Here is a 15973-nt window from a genome sequence, read left to right as displayed (position 1 = left end):
TTTGATAAGCGAATAATAGCATATTATTCGCAGCAACCTTCATCTAGATGTAATGAGTCTAACCTATTTGCTCTTATAAAAACTTCAATAAAAACGTCTATAGTTTTTGAGTGTAATCCAAACTCAAAGTTCTCATCGTCTGTTGTAGTCAGAGTTTTAATAAAGAAATGTTGCTCGACTTGTAATAGATTAAAGTCAGAGATGCATTTCTGCGCTAATCTTTCAAAGTTTTTATCTAATAACTCAATTAATAAGTTTGGTTGAGTGGCGTAATACTTGAAAGCTTGTAAAGCTTGTTTATTAAGTTCTGTTTGAGAGCCATTTATTGCACCAAACGAAAAGTTATTTGGAAGAGATAGTACTGAATGTTCAATTTTCCAGTAAGAATCATTTTGGTCTTGGTAGAACTCGAAAAGCCCTAATCCTTCTATTTCCTTTTTGACGGTTTCTTTTTTAAATAGAGTTTTAAAAAATGACAAACTTATTCCTTTTATTCTATATTCTTAACTTTGAATTGCTAAGAATATCCTGTGGGGACAAATATTTTAAATCAGGAGTTGTTGGATAACTCAAAAACTCCAATGCCCTAACCAGCAACTCACTAGCATTTTCTGACTCAATCGCTTTGGCTCCATGTTGTTTGCAAAGCTTGTCGCCGTTTTTATCTAGCGCCAATGGCAAATGGTAGTACTCAGGTGGTGTAGCGCCTAAAGCTTCGTACAGCCTTAATTGGCGTGGTGTAGAATCAAGAATATCTAAACCGCGAACCACTTGATTGATCCCCTGGTCAATATCATCAACCACCACGGCTAATTGATAAGCTATCAGTCCGTCTTTGCGCTTAATAATAAAGTCTTCGTCATAAATCGATTGGTCAAATTGGCAATGACCTTGAATATGATCGTTAAAAGAATATTTACCAGATCCATGACGCATACGCCAAGCAACATCACTGTTCTCGTTAGCTGCTAAATTTTTATCGGCGCAAACATTGGTGTAAATTCGATCTTCACGTTGGGCAAAGATTTGTTTGCGAGTGCAATCGCAAGCGTAGACTAGATCTTGTTGTTTAAGGTCATTAAGAACTTCTGCATAACGCTCTAACCGAGTGCTCTGATACAGCACTTCGCCATCCCATTCAAAGCCAAAGGCTTCGAGTTGGCGTAAAATCACATCGGCAGCGCCAGCAACTTCTCTCGGTGGATCGATATCTTCGATACGAACTAACCATTTGCCACCCGTAGATTTTGCAATTAGGTATGAGCCAATAGCGGCAACTAAGGAGCCGAAATGTAGAGGGCCGGAAGGAGAGGGTGCGAAGCGACCAATAACTTGTTTAGTTTGAGTCATTGGTCACTCGTAGCTTTACTTATGTCTTTAAAAGAGTAAAACGCTTTGAAGTTAACCGTATTGACGTTCTTTGATCTCGTCAAGGGTTTTACAATCGATACACATTTCTGCGGTTGGGCGAGCTTCAAGACGGCGGATACCTATCTCGATACTGCAAGATTCACAGAAACCGTATTCTTCTTCATCAATCTTGACGATTGATTGAGAAATTTTCTTTAAAAGTTTGCGCTCACGATCTCGTGTGCGAAGCTCTAAAGAAAACTCTTCTTCTTGAGAAGCGCGATCCACTGGATCAGGGAAGTTTGCTGCTTCGTCTTGCATGTGATGCACAGTACGATCAACTTCTTCCATTAATTGCTTCTTCCAGGTTTCTAAGATATTACGGAAATGCTCGTATTGAGCATCATTCATGTAGTCTTCGCCTTTTTTCTCAGCGTAAGGCGTAATTCCTAGTTTTTCTAGGGTTGCGTTAGTCGCAGCTTTTTTTCTTGGCATTTAGATAATGCTCCATAAAAATGGTCAAACAATCACTCTAAACTGCTGAAAAAATAACCAATTATTTGGGTAAGTCTTAAATCAGCAATCAGGGATAGTATCCCTATGAATGACAATTGAAAAGTGCTAATTGACAAAATTTGCATAAATAATGCACTTTTCTTCCTAACTCATTGTTTTATTTGTAAATAAATGGCAATGATTCCTGCAGTCTAATTTCTGCGGGGCTGATATGGGTGCGATAGCAAAGGATTTCAACCCCTGCATTAATCGCTTCGCTTAATAACTGAGCATATTTAGGGTCGATATGCGCTGCGGCGCTGACAGATTTGATGCCAGAGTGTTGGACTAGGAAAAATAATACTGCTCTAGAACCTGAATCGGCTATGGTCATTAATTCGCGTAAATGTTTTTGCCCTCGGGTACTCACGGCATCGGGAAAAAAGCCTCGACCGGTTTCAAGTGTTTCATCGCTTATTTGCTCTTCAAGCAAAGTAACGGTTTTGATTTCTACATAACAATCGGCTTTATTTTCACTGGTTAAAAGCAAATCAATACGACTATTTTCTTCGCCATATTTAACTTCGGGTTTAATAGCAGAGTAACCTTGCAGCTCTGAGACCATTTGATTCTCGATACCTTCAATAACAATTTGATTCGCAAGATGAGTATTTAAGCAAAGCCAATAGCCATTGCGGGTTTGGCTTGAGATCCAAGTATATTGATATTTGCGATTGGGATTTTGAGAATCAAGCAGATAAACCGTATCGCCTTCGGCCCAACAATTTTTCATAGAGCCAGTATTGGGGCAATGAACGGTAAAGCCTCCTAGTTGGTCATGCACAACGTCGGCTAAGAAACGCTTATAGCGCTTGATTAAAGTTGCTTGTAATAAAGGCGGCGAGAATTTCAAAAGGAGCTTATTCGGCTACAAAAACTTTGCCGTTTTCCACTTCCAGTGTTACGTCAGATAATTTCGCGCCAGCACAGGGGCCAGCGACACAAGTGCCTGTTTCGGGCTCGAATAAAGCACCATGAGTAAAACACATTAAATAAGCCTGATCGTCGGTCATAAATTGATCTTCCTGCCAATTAAGATCGGTACCAGCATGAGGACAACGATTGATATAGCCGTAAACATTTAAACCACGGCGAACCACAATGACAGTGCGGTCTTGATTGGGATTAGGATGAGGATAGGCTTTGGCTTGCCCATCTTGGATATCAGTGACCATGCAAATGTGAGACATAAGATTCCTCATTTTGTTTTTGCTAACCTTTTAATTTATCAATTAAATGTGCGATAGTCGTAGCAATGTTAAATATCTGCACAAATTCTACCAATAAACCTATAGGACGCAACCGCACAAGATGAAGTCTTTACTGTTAATTATGGCGATTCTTGTACTCGGTTATCTAGTCTATAGCAGCGCTTTTTATTTATTACAGCGCAAGATATTGTTTCCGCTGGAGCGATTACCAGAGCCCAATGCTGATTTGATCTATAGTGCCGATGGTGAAATAGTTCGTTTACCATTCTCGCAAGGTGAATTTGAAATTGCTTATTTACCCAGTTTAAAAGCTTTAAACAAAACTGCGCCGGTTATTATCTTGGCGCATGGTAATGGCAATATTATGGACTCCTGGGCGCCCAATATGGATGTGATGCGCAATAGAGGCTTTGCGGTGGTTTTGGTGGAATATCCAGGCTATGGTCGTTCGCAAGGACAGCCTACCTACCAATCTATCAGAGAAACGATGGCCATCGTTTATAATTGGACCCGTAATAACGCTGAATTAGATCAATCAAAGATTAGCTTGATAGGCCGCTCAATGGGTGGTGGCGCTGTTCTTTCTCTATTTGATGGTGCTATAGATCGAGATAATGAGCCCTATAGAGTAGTGCTAATGTCGACTTATTCGAGCATTGCTGATGTTGCGGCCAAGAAGTGGTTACCGAGTACTTTTGTTAAAGATCCTTTTGATAATGTTACTCAACTGGCAAAATACTCTGGTAAAAGCTATTTGATCCATGGAGACCAAGATAAGGTGGTGCCATTTGATTCTTTGCAGAAGCTATTAGCAGTAGCGAAAGATGCTCGACATAAAGTTTATTCTGGCGGGCATGACGATATACCGGATAATTGGTTGGCTTTTTGGCAAGATGTGGCTGAATTTATCGAGTAGAATTTTCTATGATAAATCAATTGATTAAGCTGATAGTTGCCCCCACCTAGTGTAAAATGACTTCATTAAAAGTAAGAGTTTTTGATTGAATATTGCAATGACTGATAACAGCCGTTTACAAGCAAAGCTTCCTACTCCGTACGGAGACTTTACTATTCATGCCTTAGATTTGGGCGATGGTAAAGAGCATGTGGCACTGACTTTAGGCCAGTGGCAAGAGCAAGACGCAGTATTGGCGCGCATACATTCGGAGTGTTTAACCGGCGATGCGCTATTTAGTTTGCGTTGTGATTGTGGATTCCAACTCAATGCTGCATTGCAGAAAATTGCTGAAGCTGGTTCTGGGGTTTTATTGTATTTACGCCAAGAAGGTCGTGGCATTGGCTTAACCAATAAAATTCGTGCTTATTCATTGCAAGATCAAGGAATGGATACGGTTGAAGCGAATGAGCATTTGGGCTTTGGCGCAGATGAGCGAGATTTCAAAGTGGCTGCTAAGGCGTTAGATCAATTAGCCATCGAAAAAATTCGCTTGATGACCAATAACCCAAGAAAAGTCAGCTCAATGCGCGAAGCTGGGATCGATGTTACTGAACGTGTAGCGCTACAATTTGGCGAGAATCCGCACAATGAATCTTACTTATCAACCAAGCAATCTAAACTTGGACATCTATTTAACAAGTAATTGTTTTTATAAAACAATCTTTAACCTCAAAATTTAATGGGACTAGCGATGAGCTTACAAGTTTTTTTATCGGAGCAAGAAGCACAAAATGTTTGGCAAGGTAACTTAATTAGTTATGCCGATAACTCTGCAACCATTCATAGCCTTGAACCCGAAGCAGTGCAAATTGCAGCGCGTAAATTAATGAGTAATGGTATCTCAGATTTTGTTTTGGTGGGTAACTGGGGCTTAGAAAATCAATGGGCTTTTTTTCAGGGCGCTTATGATCCAAAAGTGGATGTACAGATTGAATATGCAGAACTGAGCGACGAGGAATCTAAAGAACTTGATGCTCGCATTCAGGTTAGTCGCTGGGTTCGCTCAATGGTCAATGAAACTCCAGAAGTTCAAGCCCCAATGGTATTAGCGCAAGAAGCTGCGGATTTTGTACAAAGCCTATCACCTGAGCAAGTGACCTATGAAATTATCGCCGGAGAAGATCTTGAAAAAGCAGGTTATGTTGGCACATGGGAAGTTGGTCGTGGCAGCGAACGTCCACCTGCACTATTGAAACTGACTTACAATCCTACGAATGAGGCAAACCCTACTCCAGCAGCGGCCTTAGTTGGCAAAGGCATTACTTTTGATAGCGGCGGCTACAGCATTAAACCAAGCGCTGGCATGATGCATATGAAATGTGACATGGGCGGTGCGGCGACCGTCACTGGTGCTTTGGCTTTGGCTATTTTGCGCGGTTTAGATAAGCCGGTGAACTTATACTTGTGTTGTTCAGAAAACTTGATCAGTGGTCATGCCTATAAGTTAGGCGATATTATCACTTATCCGAATGGAGTAACTGTTGAAATCCAAAATACTGATGCCGAAGGTCGCTTGGTCTTAGCTGATGGTTTATTGCTAGCTTCTGAATCTGGCGCTCCAGTGATTATTGACGCTGCAACCTTAACTGGCGCTGCAGTGGTAGCTTTGGGTGAAGACTATAATGCGGTCTTTTCATTGGATGATGACGCTCGTGATGCTTATCTCAAGGCAGCTAAAAGCGAAAACGAACGCCACTGGCCATTACCACTTGAACCATTCCATGCTAATAAATGTTCCTCAAATTTTGCCGATACAGCCAATAGCCGCCCGGTAAAAGGTGGCGGACCAGGTGGCGCCTCAAATGCAGCAGGCTTCTTATCCCGCTTCGTCCGTGACGATGGTAAAGGTTGGGTGCATATAGACTTAGCGGCTGCTTATCATGATAACGCAACGAGTAAATGGTCAGCTGGCGGTACCGGGGTTGGGTTTAGAAGTATTGCCAATCTGCTAGCGAATTAATCTAAATAAGTACACTCGTCTTTCAGTAGTGTATAAAAAGGGGTGTCGTGGTATTTGCCATTTAAAAACTGATTCTGTCTCAGGGTTGCTTCAAACTTATAACCCGACTTTTGCATAATTTTGATAGAAGCTTTATTGCTCGGAAAGGGCGGCCCTGAAAGTTTGTTATAACCAAGCTCTTTAAAGGCGTATTTACTCAATCGAGTTAATGTTTCGGTGCCGTAACCCTTACTATGAAATTCAGGTAAAAAAACCATTCCCACTTCCGCCTGTTTACTCAGGAGGCTCCTTGTTACCACTCCACAAACACCAATATCCAAATCCGAGGATATTTCAGTGATCACTAAATTAAGCATATGGGTTGATTTTACGCCCCATGGTTTTAGTTGCGCTTCAAACATCCTTGCAGCCGTAGTTTTTGATAAGGGTTCTGCAATGTATTGCATAACAATAGGATCCGTATATAAGGATATATACAGTTCTTTATCGGAATTTTTAAGCTGCCGAAAACTTAAAGAAGCACTTTTAAAAAAAAATGACATGAGTAATCAATGTTTTAGGCATGATTTCTTTTAATAGCTAAGGAACCATGGTAAATTTTGATGTTATTCTGTAATAAAAACAAATAGATGACAACAGATAAGGTAAGTGGCAGTTTAGTGTGTGTGGGCATAGGAATGAAGTTAGGTGCTCATATAAGTCCAATATCAAGAAGTTATGTTGAAAATGCAGACGTAGTATTTATGGGGGTTTCTTCCGGGCTGGTAGAACTTTGGATTCAAGAAATGAATAAAGATGTTCGTAGTTTGCAGCCTTTTTATAAAGAGGGTAAATCTAGGTTGACCACCTATAAAGAGATGGTTGAAGCTATGTTGTCTGAGGTTAGGAAAGGCAAAAGTGTATGCGGTGCTTTTTACGGCCATCCAGGCGTATTTGCATGGGCTCCTCATAAAGCGATAGAGCAAGCTAGAAAAGAAGGATATCCAGCTCATATGGAACCAGGAATATCCGCTGAAGATTGCCTCTATGCTGACCTAGGTATTGACCCCGGAACTTATGGTTGCCAGCATTACGAAGCAACACAACTGATACTCTATAATAAAGTTATAGATGTAACGTCTTATTTAATTGTATGGCAGATAGGTGTAGTGGGAGACTTGTCTCTAAAAAGATTTTCTACGGATGAGAATAACCTTAAGCACTTTGTTGAAGTGCTTAGTGCTTATTATGAGCCAACACAAGAAGTCACAATATACCGAGCAGCCGTAGGACCAACCGATAGTTATAGAGCCTTAAAAGTATCTTTAATAGAAATGATGCGGATCGATTTAACGATGGAAGATACATTGGTTGTTCCGCCAGCAGAAGCTGTGCAGAGACGAAAATAATTATATTTTACACACAGAGGAGAGATGTTATGAAAGATGTAGTTAAGTTATTAGAATTGTTGAGTATTGAATCAAGGCTTTTAGATTTACCAAAGCTAGATTTACAAAAAGCATTAGAAGATAAAGGATTTCAATCTGAAGCCATTCAAATGGTTTTAGAAAATAGCTATCAAGATCTTGATAAGCTGGCATCTTCGGAAAATGTAATGGCATTACTGTTCCCTGCTGAAGATGAAGAAAGCGAGGAAGGTAATGAAAGTGACGGAGATGAAGCTGAAAGTAAGATTGCAGCTTAGGTCATTAGCTTGAAAATTAAAATCTTACTTATTTTATTAATCTGGTGTTCTTTTTCTGTAGTTGCTGCAGAAAAAGACTTCCTAGAGGTGCTCAAGGCTGCAGATAAGATAAAAACATCTCAGCCTAGTGAGTTTCTTGATCAAATGGATTCGCTGGAAAAAAATAAACAAGATTTTAGTGAAAAAGAAAGAGACTACTTCAATTATTTATTGGTGTGGTCTCTAATTTTAAAAGGGCATTCAGAAAATGCTATTGAAACATTTAAGGTTGTAATACAGGAATCTAATTATCCTGAAGTTAAATATAAAGCAGGCATGTCTTTAGCTAACATGTATGCAGCAAAAGGGAGTCACCTGGATGCTATCACTCAGCTGAATTTAAGCTTAGAGCTTGAATCTATGCTAGAAAATCAAGAAGAAAGAAATAGAGGCTATGTTATTGCTGGTATTATTTATAATCTAATTGGCGATAATCAATCAGCAAAAGAGTATGGCCTGAAAATACAAAATAATACCACTGATCCTCGGACCTATTGCTTTGCTGAGAATATTTTAGTCGAAGCAGAATTCAAAATAGGCAATTTAAATGTTGCCGATGAAAGAGTTAAGAATTCTATTAAAGTGTGCAGCTCCATCAATGAAGTGATTCCGAAAAATGTGATGCTATCTTTTATAGCGACTCAATATGTTAATTTTGGCGAATCCAAAAAAGCTGTAAACCTGTTGTTAGAAAACTTACAAGAAGTAGAGAGTACTGAATACCAATATTTAATTGGAACTTATTATTCGAGGCTGGCCGAAGGCTATTGGGAGCTCGAAGAGTTAGAAAATGCAGAAAAATTTGCCAAAAAGGCGATAAACTTACAAGTTGAGCAGTCTGAATGGGCGGTTTCTTCTTATAATGTTTTGTACAAAATATTTCGTGAAAAAAAACTTTATGACCAATCGTTATTTTATCATGAAAAGTTTTATAAATTGTCTGCTAGTTTAGCTGATACCGAGCAATCAAAGCGAATGGCACATGAACTCGTAAAGCAGCAGACAAATGAGAAGCAAAGAGAGATCGAATTACTTAATAAACAAAATGAAGTCTTAAAATTAGAACAAGATTTATCCAAAGAAGAGGCTTCTAATAATCGTTTAATGGTTATCTTGCTAATCTTCATTTTAACGTCATTAGCTTTCTGGACTTATCGCGTAAAACGTAATCAAATTAAATTAAAACGCCAATCAGAAACTGATTTATTAACCGGTGTTAGTTCAAGGCAACATTTTTATTTCATGTGCCGTAAGACCCTTGAGCATGCTAAAAAAACCAATCAAGAAGTCACCTTTGTGTTATTTGATATGGATGGCTTTAAATCGGTCAACGATAATTATGGGCACTTAGTTGGCGACTGGGTTTTAAAGAAGGCTGTAAGCGTTTGTATACCATGCTGGCGACAAAATGATATTGCTGGTCGTTTAGGTGGTGAGGAGTTTGCTTTGATGCTACCGACTTGCAATATGGAAAAAGCTAAAGAGATTGCAGAGAAGTGTCGTAAAGCTATCGAAGCTGTCGATACCTCAGACTCTGGTCATAAATTTCCTTTGTCTGCTAGCTTTGGCATTACCACCACTAGGCTCTCTGGTTATGAGTTAAGCAAAGTTATTGGCGATGCTGATAAAACCATGTATCAAGCAAAAGCTGCTGGTAAGAATCAAGTTTGTTGTGTTGAAATCTCGAGCGACTAATCAATTGCCATAATTCATCATTATATTCCTATTTTTTAGGCTAGGGATTTTGCTATCATAAGTTAATTTTATAGCAATATCGTTAGTTATATGCCCAAAGCAAAGAAACCTTCAAAAGCTGTTAAAACAAAATGGCAGCGTCTTAAAAAGTTTTTCTTCAGGATTTCCCTATTAGGCTTAGCCTTTTTGTTTGTCTTGGTCATCTATTCAGATGCGCAAATTAAAAAACAATTTGAAGGGAAGAAGTGGCAATTGCCGGCAAGAGTTTACGGACAGCCATTAATTTTAGCTGAAGGCAAATCTTTGACACCTGAGCGATTAAAGCAGGAGCTACAATTATTAGGCTATCGTAAAACCGTTAAAGCAGTAAGGGCTGGTGATTATGAGAACTATGGTGATTATTTTTATATCTATGCACGTGATTTTAAATTCTGGGATGAGCATGCCCCCGCGCGCGAAATTGCCTTTAACCTAGGTAATAGCAAAGTAGAAGACCTAAAAGATCATGTAAATGGTGAACCATTACAATATGCCCGCTTAGATCCTTTGTTGATCGGACAGATTTATCCAAATCATCAAGAAGATCGATTGTTAGTAAAACTTAATGAGATTCCTGACTCATTAAAGCAGGCTTTGATAGTCACTGAGGATCAAGGCTTTTATGATCACTATGGAATTTCTTTAAAAGGTATTGCAAGAGCTGTTTGGTATAACATCAATAATGATGGTCGTTCACATGGCGGTAGCACTATTACTCAGCAATTGGTTAAAAATTATTTTTTAACGCGAGAAAGAAGTTTATGGCGAAAATTTAGAGAAGCCATAATGGCAATGATTCTTGAAGTTCGTTATGAAAAAGATGAAATTCTACAGGCGTATTTTAATGAAGTCTTTTTTGGTCAAGATAAAAATAGGGCTATCCATGGCGTGGGCTTAGCCAGTCAATACTATTTTGATAAACCTATCGATAAATTGACTGTCGCTCAATCTGCTTTATTAGTAGCCGTGTTGAAAGGGCCTACAAGTTTCGATCCTTATCGTAATCCCCAAAATGCCTTAAAAAGACGTAACCTTGTGTTGAAATTGATGCTTGATAAGGGGGTGTTAACTGAAGTTGAGTATGAAGAACAACTGCAAACCAGTTTGGCAATCGTTAAAAAACCTCAGTTAAACTTATCAAAAGTTCCAGCATTTATGGATTTGGTCAAGCGAGAATTAAAACAAGGTTATTCTGATGAGGAGTTAAACTCAGAAGGTCTAAGGATCTTCACAACCTTAGATCCCGTCACTCAACGTTATTTAGAAACTCGCTTAAGTAAAGCGATGCAAGATGTTGAAAGCACGCGGGGGATTGAAGAAGGCACCTTACAATCAGCGGTCATTATTACAGAAGCAACTTCTGGCAAAATTGTTGCATTTGTAGGTGACAGAAAAGAAGGTTATTCGGGTTTTAATCGAGCGTTAGATGCAAAAAGGCAAATTGGTTCAGTGATAAAACCTTTTGTAGTGGCAGCAGCATTAGCAGAGAATGATTCCATCCAGCTTAATCAAATGATTATTGATAATAAAATTAGCTTACCGCAAAGGGATGGTACTAATTGGGAACCTCAAAATTATGATGAAAAATTTCATGGGAAGGTGACTCTGTTTGAAGCGCTTAGCAAATCATACAATATCCCGATGGTTAAACTGACTCAGCAAATCGGCGTGTCGGATGTTGCCGATTACATAGAGTCGCTTGGAGTAGACAAAGTTAGGGCTTTGGATGCTTTACCATTGGGCGTATTAGAGTTATCTCCATTAGAGTTAACCCAGTTATATCAAGTTCTAGCTAGTGGCGGTTTACAAATTAAACCGTCAGCAATTGAAGCTGTAACCGATAGTGATGGCGGCTTATTAGAGCGTTATCCAATAGAGTCGAAAAGAGTGATGAGTGAAATTCATAACTACTTAATTACGTCCAACCTTTTAAATGCCACTAAAAGTGGAACGAGCAAACGTTTGAAAAATAAAATCCCATGGACCAATTTTGCAGGTAAAACAGGCACCACTAATGATTTAAAAGATTCTTGGTTTGCAGGTTTTTCCCAAGAACACTTAGGCGTTGTTTGGATTGGGCGAGATGATAATAAAGCGTCCAACATAACAGGCTCTTCTGCTGCCCTTCCAGTGTTTATTGATATTTTTGAAGGGATTAATACTCAATCTTTAAAACTTGGTTATCACCAGGATATTGAGTGGCAACGTATTGACCTAGATACAGGCAACTTGGCGGGTGATTATTGCAAGAGAACTGAAAGTATTCCTTTTGCTTATGGTAAAGCACCAACTCAAAAGCAAGATTGTGAGGAATATTAATGTTTGAGTTAGATCCGATCTTGGCCAAGGATACGCATGAAGTCGGTGAATCGGATTTATGTAAATTTTTGCTGATGAATGACTCACAATTTCCTTGGATTATCCTCGTACCTAAAATTAAAGAAGTCACTGAGATATTTCAGTTGAGCAATCAGCAGCAAAATATTCTGATGCAGGAATCTAATAAAGTCCTAGAGTTAATGGCGCAAGGGTTTAACGCAGATAAGATGAATGTGGCTGCGCTTGGCAATCTGGTTTCTCAATTACATATTCATCACGTCGCGCGGTTCAAGACAGATATCGCTTGGCCAGCTCCTGTTTGGGGGCATAGTGTTGCTAAGCAATACAGCAAGGATTCCTTAGAAGAAATACTGTTTCGCTTTAGAAATTTATTTAAAAAAATAAAGAGCTTCAGATGAAGCTCTTTTTTATTAGGAAACTTGCTTTATTGAGGGCGCTTAAAGTTAAAATGCGGATTTTCCAACCATTCAATCTTGGTATCTTCAGGCAATGATTTAATCGCATTGGCAACGGCGATAGAAAAGTTGGTTAAGTTTTCAAAATCAATGACTGATAGGTCATCACCGACTTGATGATAATGAGGTTGCCCTTTCCAAATAGACATCGCATGCATGGGAATACCGGTAATATCAGCTTTTTTCCCTTCCATAAAAACTTGATTGCTTTTTTCTTTGGTCATATCCATCATGGCGAAAGGGGCATTATCTGAGCGCATAAATAAGAATTGCTCGGCAAAAGGATCTTCTCCAAGAGTCCAACCTTGTTTCTTAAGTTGAGATTTCATCTCAGGGTAAAGTGATGAGTAGGCGAAACCGGTCATCCAAGCGTTGTTAGGTTCACTTTTTGAGCCAACTAACTCAAACATAAAACCAGACTCGATTTTATTCAATGGTACTAATGGGTTATCAACAAAGTGCTTTGAGCCTAACAAGCCTTTTTCTTCCGCATCCCAGGCTGCGATAATGATATTGAAAGGAAGCTTTGGCGCTTTTGCTAACTCCCTAGCAATAATTAACGAAGCAACTACGCCGCTGGCATCATCATCGGCGCCATTAAAAATTTGGTCGCCTTTCAGTTTATTGTTTATACCAACATGATCATAATGAGCGCCAATGATCAGGTATTTATCATTATCGCAGTTGCAGTCGATAGCTCCGATAATATTCACCGCATCAAGTTCAGCTTTTTTCGTCTTTGCTACAAATTCTTGACGAAAAGATTTTGCGTTCGGCAGAGGTTTTAGACCGATGGCTTGATACTGTTCAATCAGCCATTGCTGGATTTCAATCATCGGCTTACTGCCTGTTTCGCGTCCTAATTTATTATCATCAACAAGATAAGCCATCATGTCTTCAGTAGATAGCTCTTGTGGCTTAACGGATTTACTTTGCGCGCAAGCCGTAAGACTAAAAACGGATAATAATATTAAGTTTAACGATTTATATTTCATGGTAAATATTCTCTTGGGATGGTGGCTAGTTCAGAAATTAACACATCGGCATGCTTCCAGTTTACTGCATCTATATCTTCAACGTCAGTGGTTAATTGTTGCAAAATGTTAGCTTGAATTTCACCACGAGATTGCGCCATTGCATAAGGGATATGATGAAACATGACCATAGAGTAGCGCGGGATAAATTTATTTGGATATTTATTTTCTAACTCGAATGCAATGGCTTTTTTAAGATGAAATTTTGGATCACGAACCGAGTCGCGCATTTCAATATAATTATCCAGTGCCATATCGGCTATGGCATTAGCATTGTCTATTCTACGACGTGTAAACTCTGGCATGGCACGAGACCAGTCATCTTGAAAGCGATTAAGCATTGTATTGAGTTCAGCGCAATCTTCAAAACCACAATTCATACCTTGTCCATGAAAGGGGACAATAGCATGTGACGCATCACCAAATAGCAAAACGTTTTTATGCAGCCAATTTTCACTACGGACTGTGCCTAAAATTCCGGTTGGATTATTAAAAAACTCATCACTTAAATTAGGAATAAGATCATAAGCATCTTTAAAGTGCTTTTGAAAGAAAGCATCGACCGCAGTTTTATCGGCGAGCTGCGCAAAACTATCTTTGCCATCTTTTGGCATAAAAAGGGTCAGTGTAAAGTCACCCTCAGGATTTGGCAATGCAATTAACATGTAGCCACCACGCGGCCAAATATGCAAGGCTTCTTTCTCAATTAAATATTGACCAGTTTTACTTGCAGGAATAGTCAGTTCTTTATAGTTATGCTCAAGTAATTCCGAACTAAAACCTTCAATGCCATTGGCTTGCATTAGTCTTCTAACTTTTGAGCCTGCACCATCGGTGCCAAGTAAAACATCAAACTTATGAGTGAAGTGGTTCTGGTTGGGTAGGTCAGTAATTTCGATAGTATTGGCATCAAAATCAATGGCTTCTAATTTATGTTTGAAATTGAAAGTGACTTTTCCAGTTGCTTCTGCTTGATCGCGTAATAAGCTTACTAGTCCGGCCCTAGATACAGAATAGATAACTTCTTCAACTTTTTGACCATAAGATTGAAACTGCAAATTACCTTCAATATCATGCAGCATTCGGCCTTTCATTGGTATAAGCAGCTTTTCCACTTGCTCCATCACACCAACTTGTTGCAAAGGGCGGATGCCGCGATTGGCTAATGCTAGATTAATTGAGCGGCCAGCTGGAATAGCTTCTTGACGGATATCAGGAAGTTTTTCAAAAACAGTGACTTTGTAACCGCGTTGCCCAAGATAAATTGCCATCAAAGAGCCAACTAAGCCTGCACCAATAATCGTAATGTGTTGCTCAAACTTCGCTTCTATCATAAATTAACCCCTAATGCTTTTTTAAGTATAGAAGTAAATTTGAAACAGTCTTCGAATGAATTATAAAGAGGTACGGGAGCCACTCGAATAACATTAGGGTGACGAAAATCACACGTGACGCCTGCCGCTTCAATGCGATCAAAAACTGTTTTGCTGTCTAGTCCATGCAAATCAACCGCTATGGATAATTGAGCACCTGAAGCATGAATATCTTCAGGTGTAAGAATTGTAATATCATTACCCAATTCTTGATTGAGAAGTTCACGCAAATACCGAGTCAATTTGATCGATTTTTGGCGTAATATCTCAATGCCACCAGCTTGCTTTACTGTATCAAGTGAAGCGCGTATTGCGGCTAAAGATAGTATCGGAGGATTGGATAGTTGCCAAGATTCTGCGGTCTCGATAGGTAGAAAGTTATTCTCCATTCTAAAGCGTGATTCTTTATCATGCCCCCACCAGCCGGCAAAACGAGGTAGCTCATTATTCAAATAGAGTTCAGCTTTATGATGTCTTTCATGAATAAAACAGCCTGCAACTGAGCCAGGACCAGAATTTAAATATTTATAGGAGCACCAAGCTGCGAAGTCGACATCCCAATCATGTAACGCCATAGGGATGTTGCCAGCAGCATGCGCTAAATCAAAGCCAACACGACAGCCTTTTGCGTGGCCTGCTGCAGTGATGCTTTTCATATCTAAAACCTGGCCAGTGTAATATTGAACACCTGGTAGCATAATTAAAGCAATTTCATCACCCTGTTGTTCAATTAACGCCAGTATATCTTCAGTTCTTAAGGTCTCTTCGCCTGCGCGAGGTTTAGCCAGTAACATAGATTCTTTAGGAGCAAAGCCATGAAAACGAATTTGTGATTCGACCGCATAATGATCGGAAGGGAAGGCATGTTCTTCGATAAGAATTTTATGGCGCAGTTTATTAGGCTGATAGAAGCTTGCCATCATGAAGTGCAAGTTGGCTGTTAAGGAGTTCATGCAAACTACTTCGGATGTTTTTGCTCCAACTAATTTAGCGGATTCTTCGGCTAAAAATTCATGGTAGGGCATCCAAGGAAAATCGCCTGAGAAATGGCCTTTAACACCTAGTTTTTTCCATTGGCTTAACTCATAGTTTAGGTATTCTTGAGTACGCTTGGGTTGTAAGCCGAGCGAATTACCACAAAAATATATTTCATCATCGCCGTTTGCTTGTTTTGGAATATGAAATTCTTGGCGCATCTCACTTAAAGGATCTTGAGAGTCTAACTGGCGCGCATGGTCTTGCGAAAAAATCTTGTCTGATAAATTATTCATGTTAGTAAT

General features: G+C 39.3%; 17 protein-coding genes. 8 read left to right on the top strand and 9 right to left on the bottom strand.

Annotated features, from left to right (window positions below):
• Positions 1-23: 23 nt before the first annotated feature.
• The 5 genes from GJS41_RS05985 to GJS41_RS05965 all read right to left on the bottom strand — a co-directional run bounded on the left by GJS41_RS05985 (position 24) and on the right by GJS41_RS05965 (position 3095).
• Positions 24-479 carry a hypothetical protein gene (locus GJS41_RS05985; RefSeq protein WP_154246384.1) on the bottom strand — a complete coding sequence of 152 codons (456 nt, stop codon included), beginning with the start codon at positions 477-479 and terminating at the stop codon, positions 24-26.
• Positions 480-495: 16 nt separating this feature from the next.
• Positions 496-1350, bottom strand: coding sequence for a tRNA glutamyl-Q(34) synthetase GluQRS (gene gluQRS, locus GJS41_RS05980; protein ID WP_154246383.1), 855 nt, complete (start codon positions 1348-1350; stop codon positions 496-498).
• A gap of 51 nt (positions 1351-1401) precedes the next feature.
• Positions 1402-1845 (bottom strand): RNA polymerase-binding protein DksA, encoded by a 444-nt coding sequence (gene dksA, locus GJS41_RS05975; protein ID WP_154246382.1) that lies wholly within the window; start codon positions 1843-1845, stop codon positions 1402-1404.
• 178 nt (positions 1846-2023) lie between these two features.
• Entirely contained in the window at positions 2024-2758 is a 735-nt protein-coding gene (sfsA, locus tag GJS41_RS05970) for a DNA/RNA nuclease SfsA (protein WP_154246381.1), read from the bottom strand.
• 7 nt (positions 2759-2765) lie between these two features.
• On the bottom strand, positions 2766-3095 hold the full coding sequence (locus GJS41_RS05965) for a Rieske 2Fe-2S domain-containing protein (RefSeq protein WP_154246380.1): 330 nt from the start codon (positions 3093-3095) through the stop codon (positions 2766-2768).
• A 121-nt stretch (positions 3096-3216) separates the two neighbouring features.
• On the opposite strand from GJS41_RS05965, the gene GJS41_RS05960 reads away from it, so the two are divergent.
• The 3 genes from GJS41_RS05960 (at position 3217) to pepB (ending at position 6034) form a co-directional block, all read left to right on the top strand.
• Entirely contained in the window at positions 3217-4032 is an 816-nt protein-coding gene (locus GJS41_RS05960; protein WP_154246379.1) for an alpha/beta hydrolase, read from the top strand.
• Between the two features lie 97 nt (positions 4033-4129).
• On the top strand, positions 4130-4717 hold the full coding sequence (ribA, locus tag GJS41_RS05955; protein ID WP_154246378.1) for a GTP cyclohydrolase II: 588 nt from the start codon (positions 4130-4132) through the stop codon (positions 4715-4717).
• Between the two features lie 48 nt (positions 4718-4765).
• Positions 4766-6034, top strand: coding sequence for an aminopeptidase PepB (gene pepB / locus GJS41_RS05950; protein WP_154246377.1), 1269 nt, complete (start codon positions 4766-4768; stop codon positions 6032-6034).
• Here the strand turns inward: pepB and GJS41_RS05945 are convergent.
• Positions 6031-6576 carry a GNAT family N-acetyltransferase gene (locus GJS41_RS05945; RefSeq protein ID WP_154246376.1) on the bottom strand — a complete coding sequence of 182 codons (546 nt, stop codon included), beginning with the start codon at positions 6574-6576 and terminating at the stop codon, positions 6031-6033. The two genes, pepB and GJS41_RS05945, sit on opposite strands and share 4 nt — an antisense overlap.
• An 87-nt stretch (positions 6577-6663) precedes the next feature.
• On the opposite strand from GJS41_RS05945, the gene GJS41_RS05940 reads away from it, so the two are divergent.
• The 5 genes from GJS41_RS05940 (at position 6664) to GJS41_RS05920 (ending at position 12229) form a co-directional block, all read left to right on the top strand.
• A complete protein-coding gene (locus GJS41_RS05940; RefSeq protein WP_154246375.1) occupies positions 6664-7422 on the top strand; it encodes an SAM-dependent methyltransferase in 759 nt (252 codons plus the stop codon).
• Positions 7423-7451: 29 nt separating this feature from the next.
• Positions 7452-7718 carry a hypothetical protein gene (locus GJS41_RS05935; RefSeq protein WP_154246374.1) on the top strand — a complete coding sequence of 89 codons (267 nt, stop codon included), beginning with the start codon at positions 7452-7454 and terminating at the stop codon, positions 7716-7718.
• Between the two features lie 9 nt (positions 7719-7727).
• Positions 7728-9452, top strand: coding sequence for a GGDEF domain-containing protein (locus tag GJS41_RS05930; protein ID WP_154246373.1), 1725 nt, complete (start codon positions 7728-7730; stop codon positions 9450-9452).
• Between the two features lie 90 nt (positions 9453-9542).
• Positions 9543-11810 carry a penicillin-binding protein 1B gene (gene mrcB / locus GJS41_RS05925; protein ID WP_154246372.1) on the top strand — a complete coding sequence of 756 codons (2268 nt, stop codon included), beginning with the start codon at positions 9543-9545 and terminating at the stop codon, positions 11808-11810.
• Positions 11810-12229 (top strand): HIT domain-containing protein, encoded by a 420-nt coding sequence (locus GJS41_RS05920; RefSeq protein WP_154246371.1) that lies wholly within the window; start codon positions 11810-11812, stop codon positions 12227-12229. The genes mrcB and GJS41_RS05920 overlap by 1 nt, the downstream gene beginning before the upstream one ends.
• Before the next feature lie 26 nt (positions 12230-12255).
• Here GJS41_RS05920 and GJS41_RS05915 read toward each other — a convergent pair whose 3' ends face one another.
• The 3 genes from GJS41_RS05915 to kynU are packed head-to-tail and all read right to left on the bottom strand — an operon-like array spanning position 12256 to position 15964.
• The gene (locus GJS41_RS05915; RefSeq protein WP_154246370.1) at positions 12256-13281 is read right to left on the bottom strand and encodes a M28 family metallopeptidase; all 1026 of its coding nucleotides are present in this window, start codon (positions 13279-13281) and stop codon (positions 12256-12258) included.
• A complete protein-coding gene (locus tag GJS41_RS05910; RefSeq protein WP_154246369.1) occupies positions 13278-14654 on the bottom strand; it encodes an NAD(P)/FAD-dependent oxidoreductase in 1377 nt (458 codons plus the stop codon). Before GJS41_RS05910 ends, GJS41_RS05915 begins: the two co-directional genes overlap by 4 nt.
• Positions 14651-15964 (bottom strand): kynureninase, encoded by a 1314-nt coding sequence (kynU, locus tag GJS41_RS05905; RefSeq protein WP_154246368.1) that lies wholly within the window; start codon positions 15962-15964, stop codon positions 14651-14653. The genes GJS41_RS05910 and kynU overlap by 4 nt, the downstream gene beginning before the upstream one ends.
• Between the last annotated feature and the right edge of the window lie 9 nt (positions 15965-15973).

Source organism: Kangiella sp. HZ709 (genome assembly GCF_009674675.1).
Lineage (GTDB): Bacteria > Pseudomonadota > Gammaproteobacteria > Enterobacterales > Kangiellaceae > Kangiella.
This window is presented reverse-complemented; position numbering and strand designations above follow the sequence as displayed.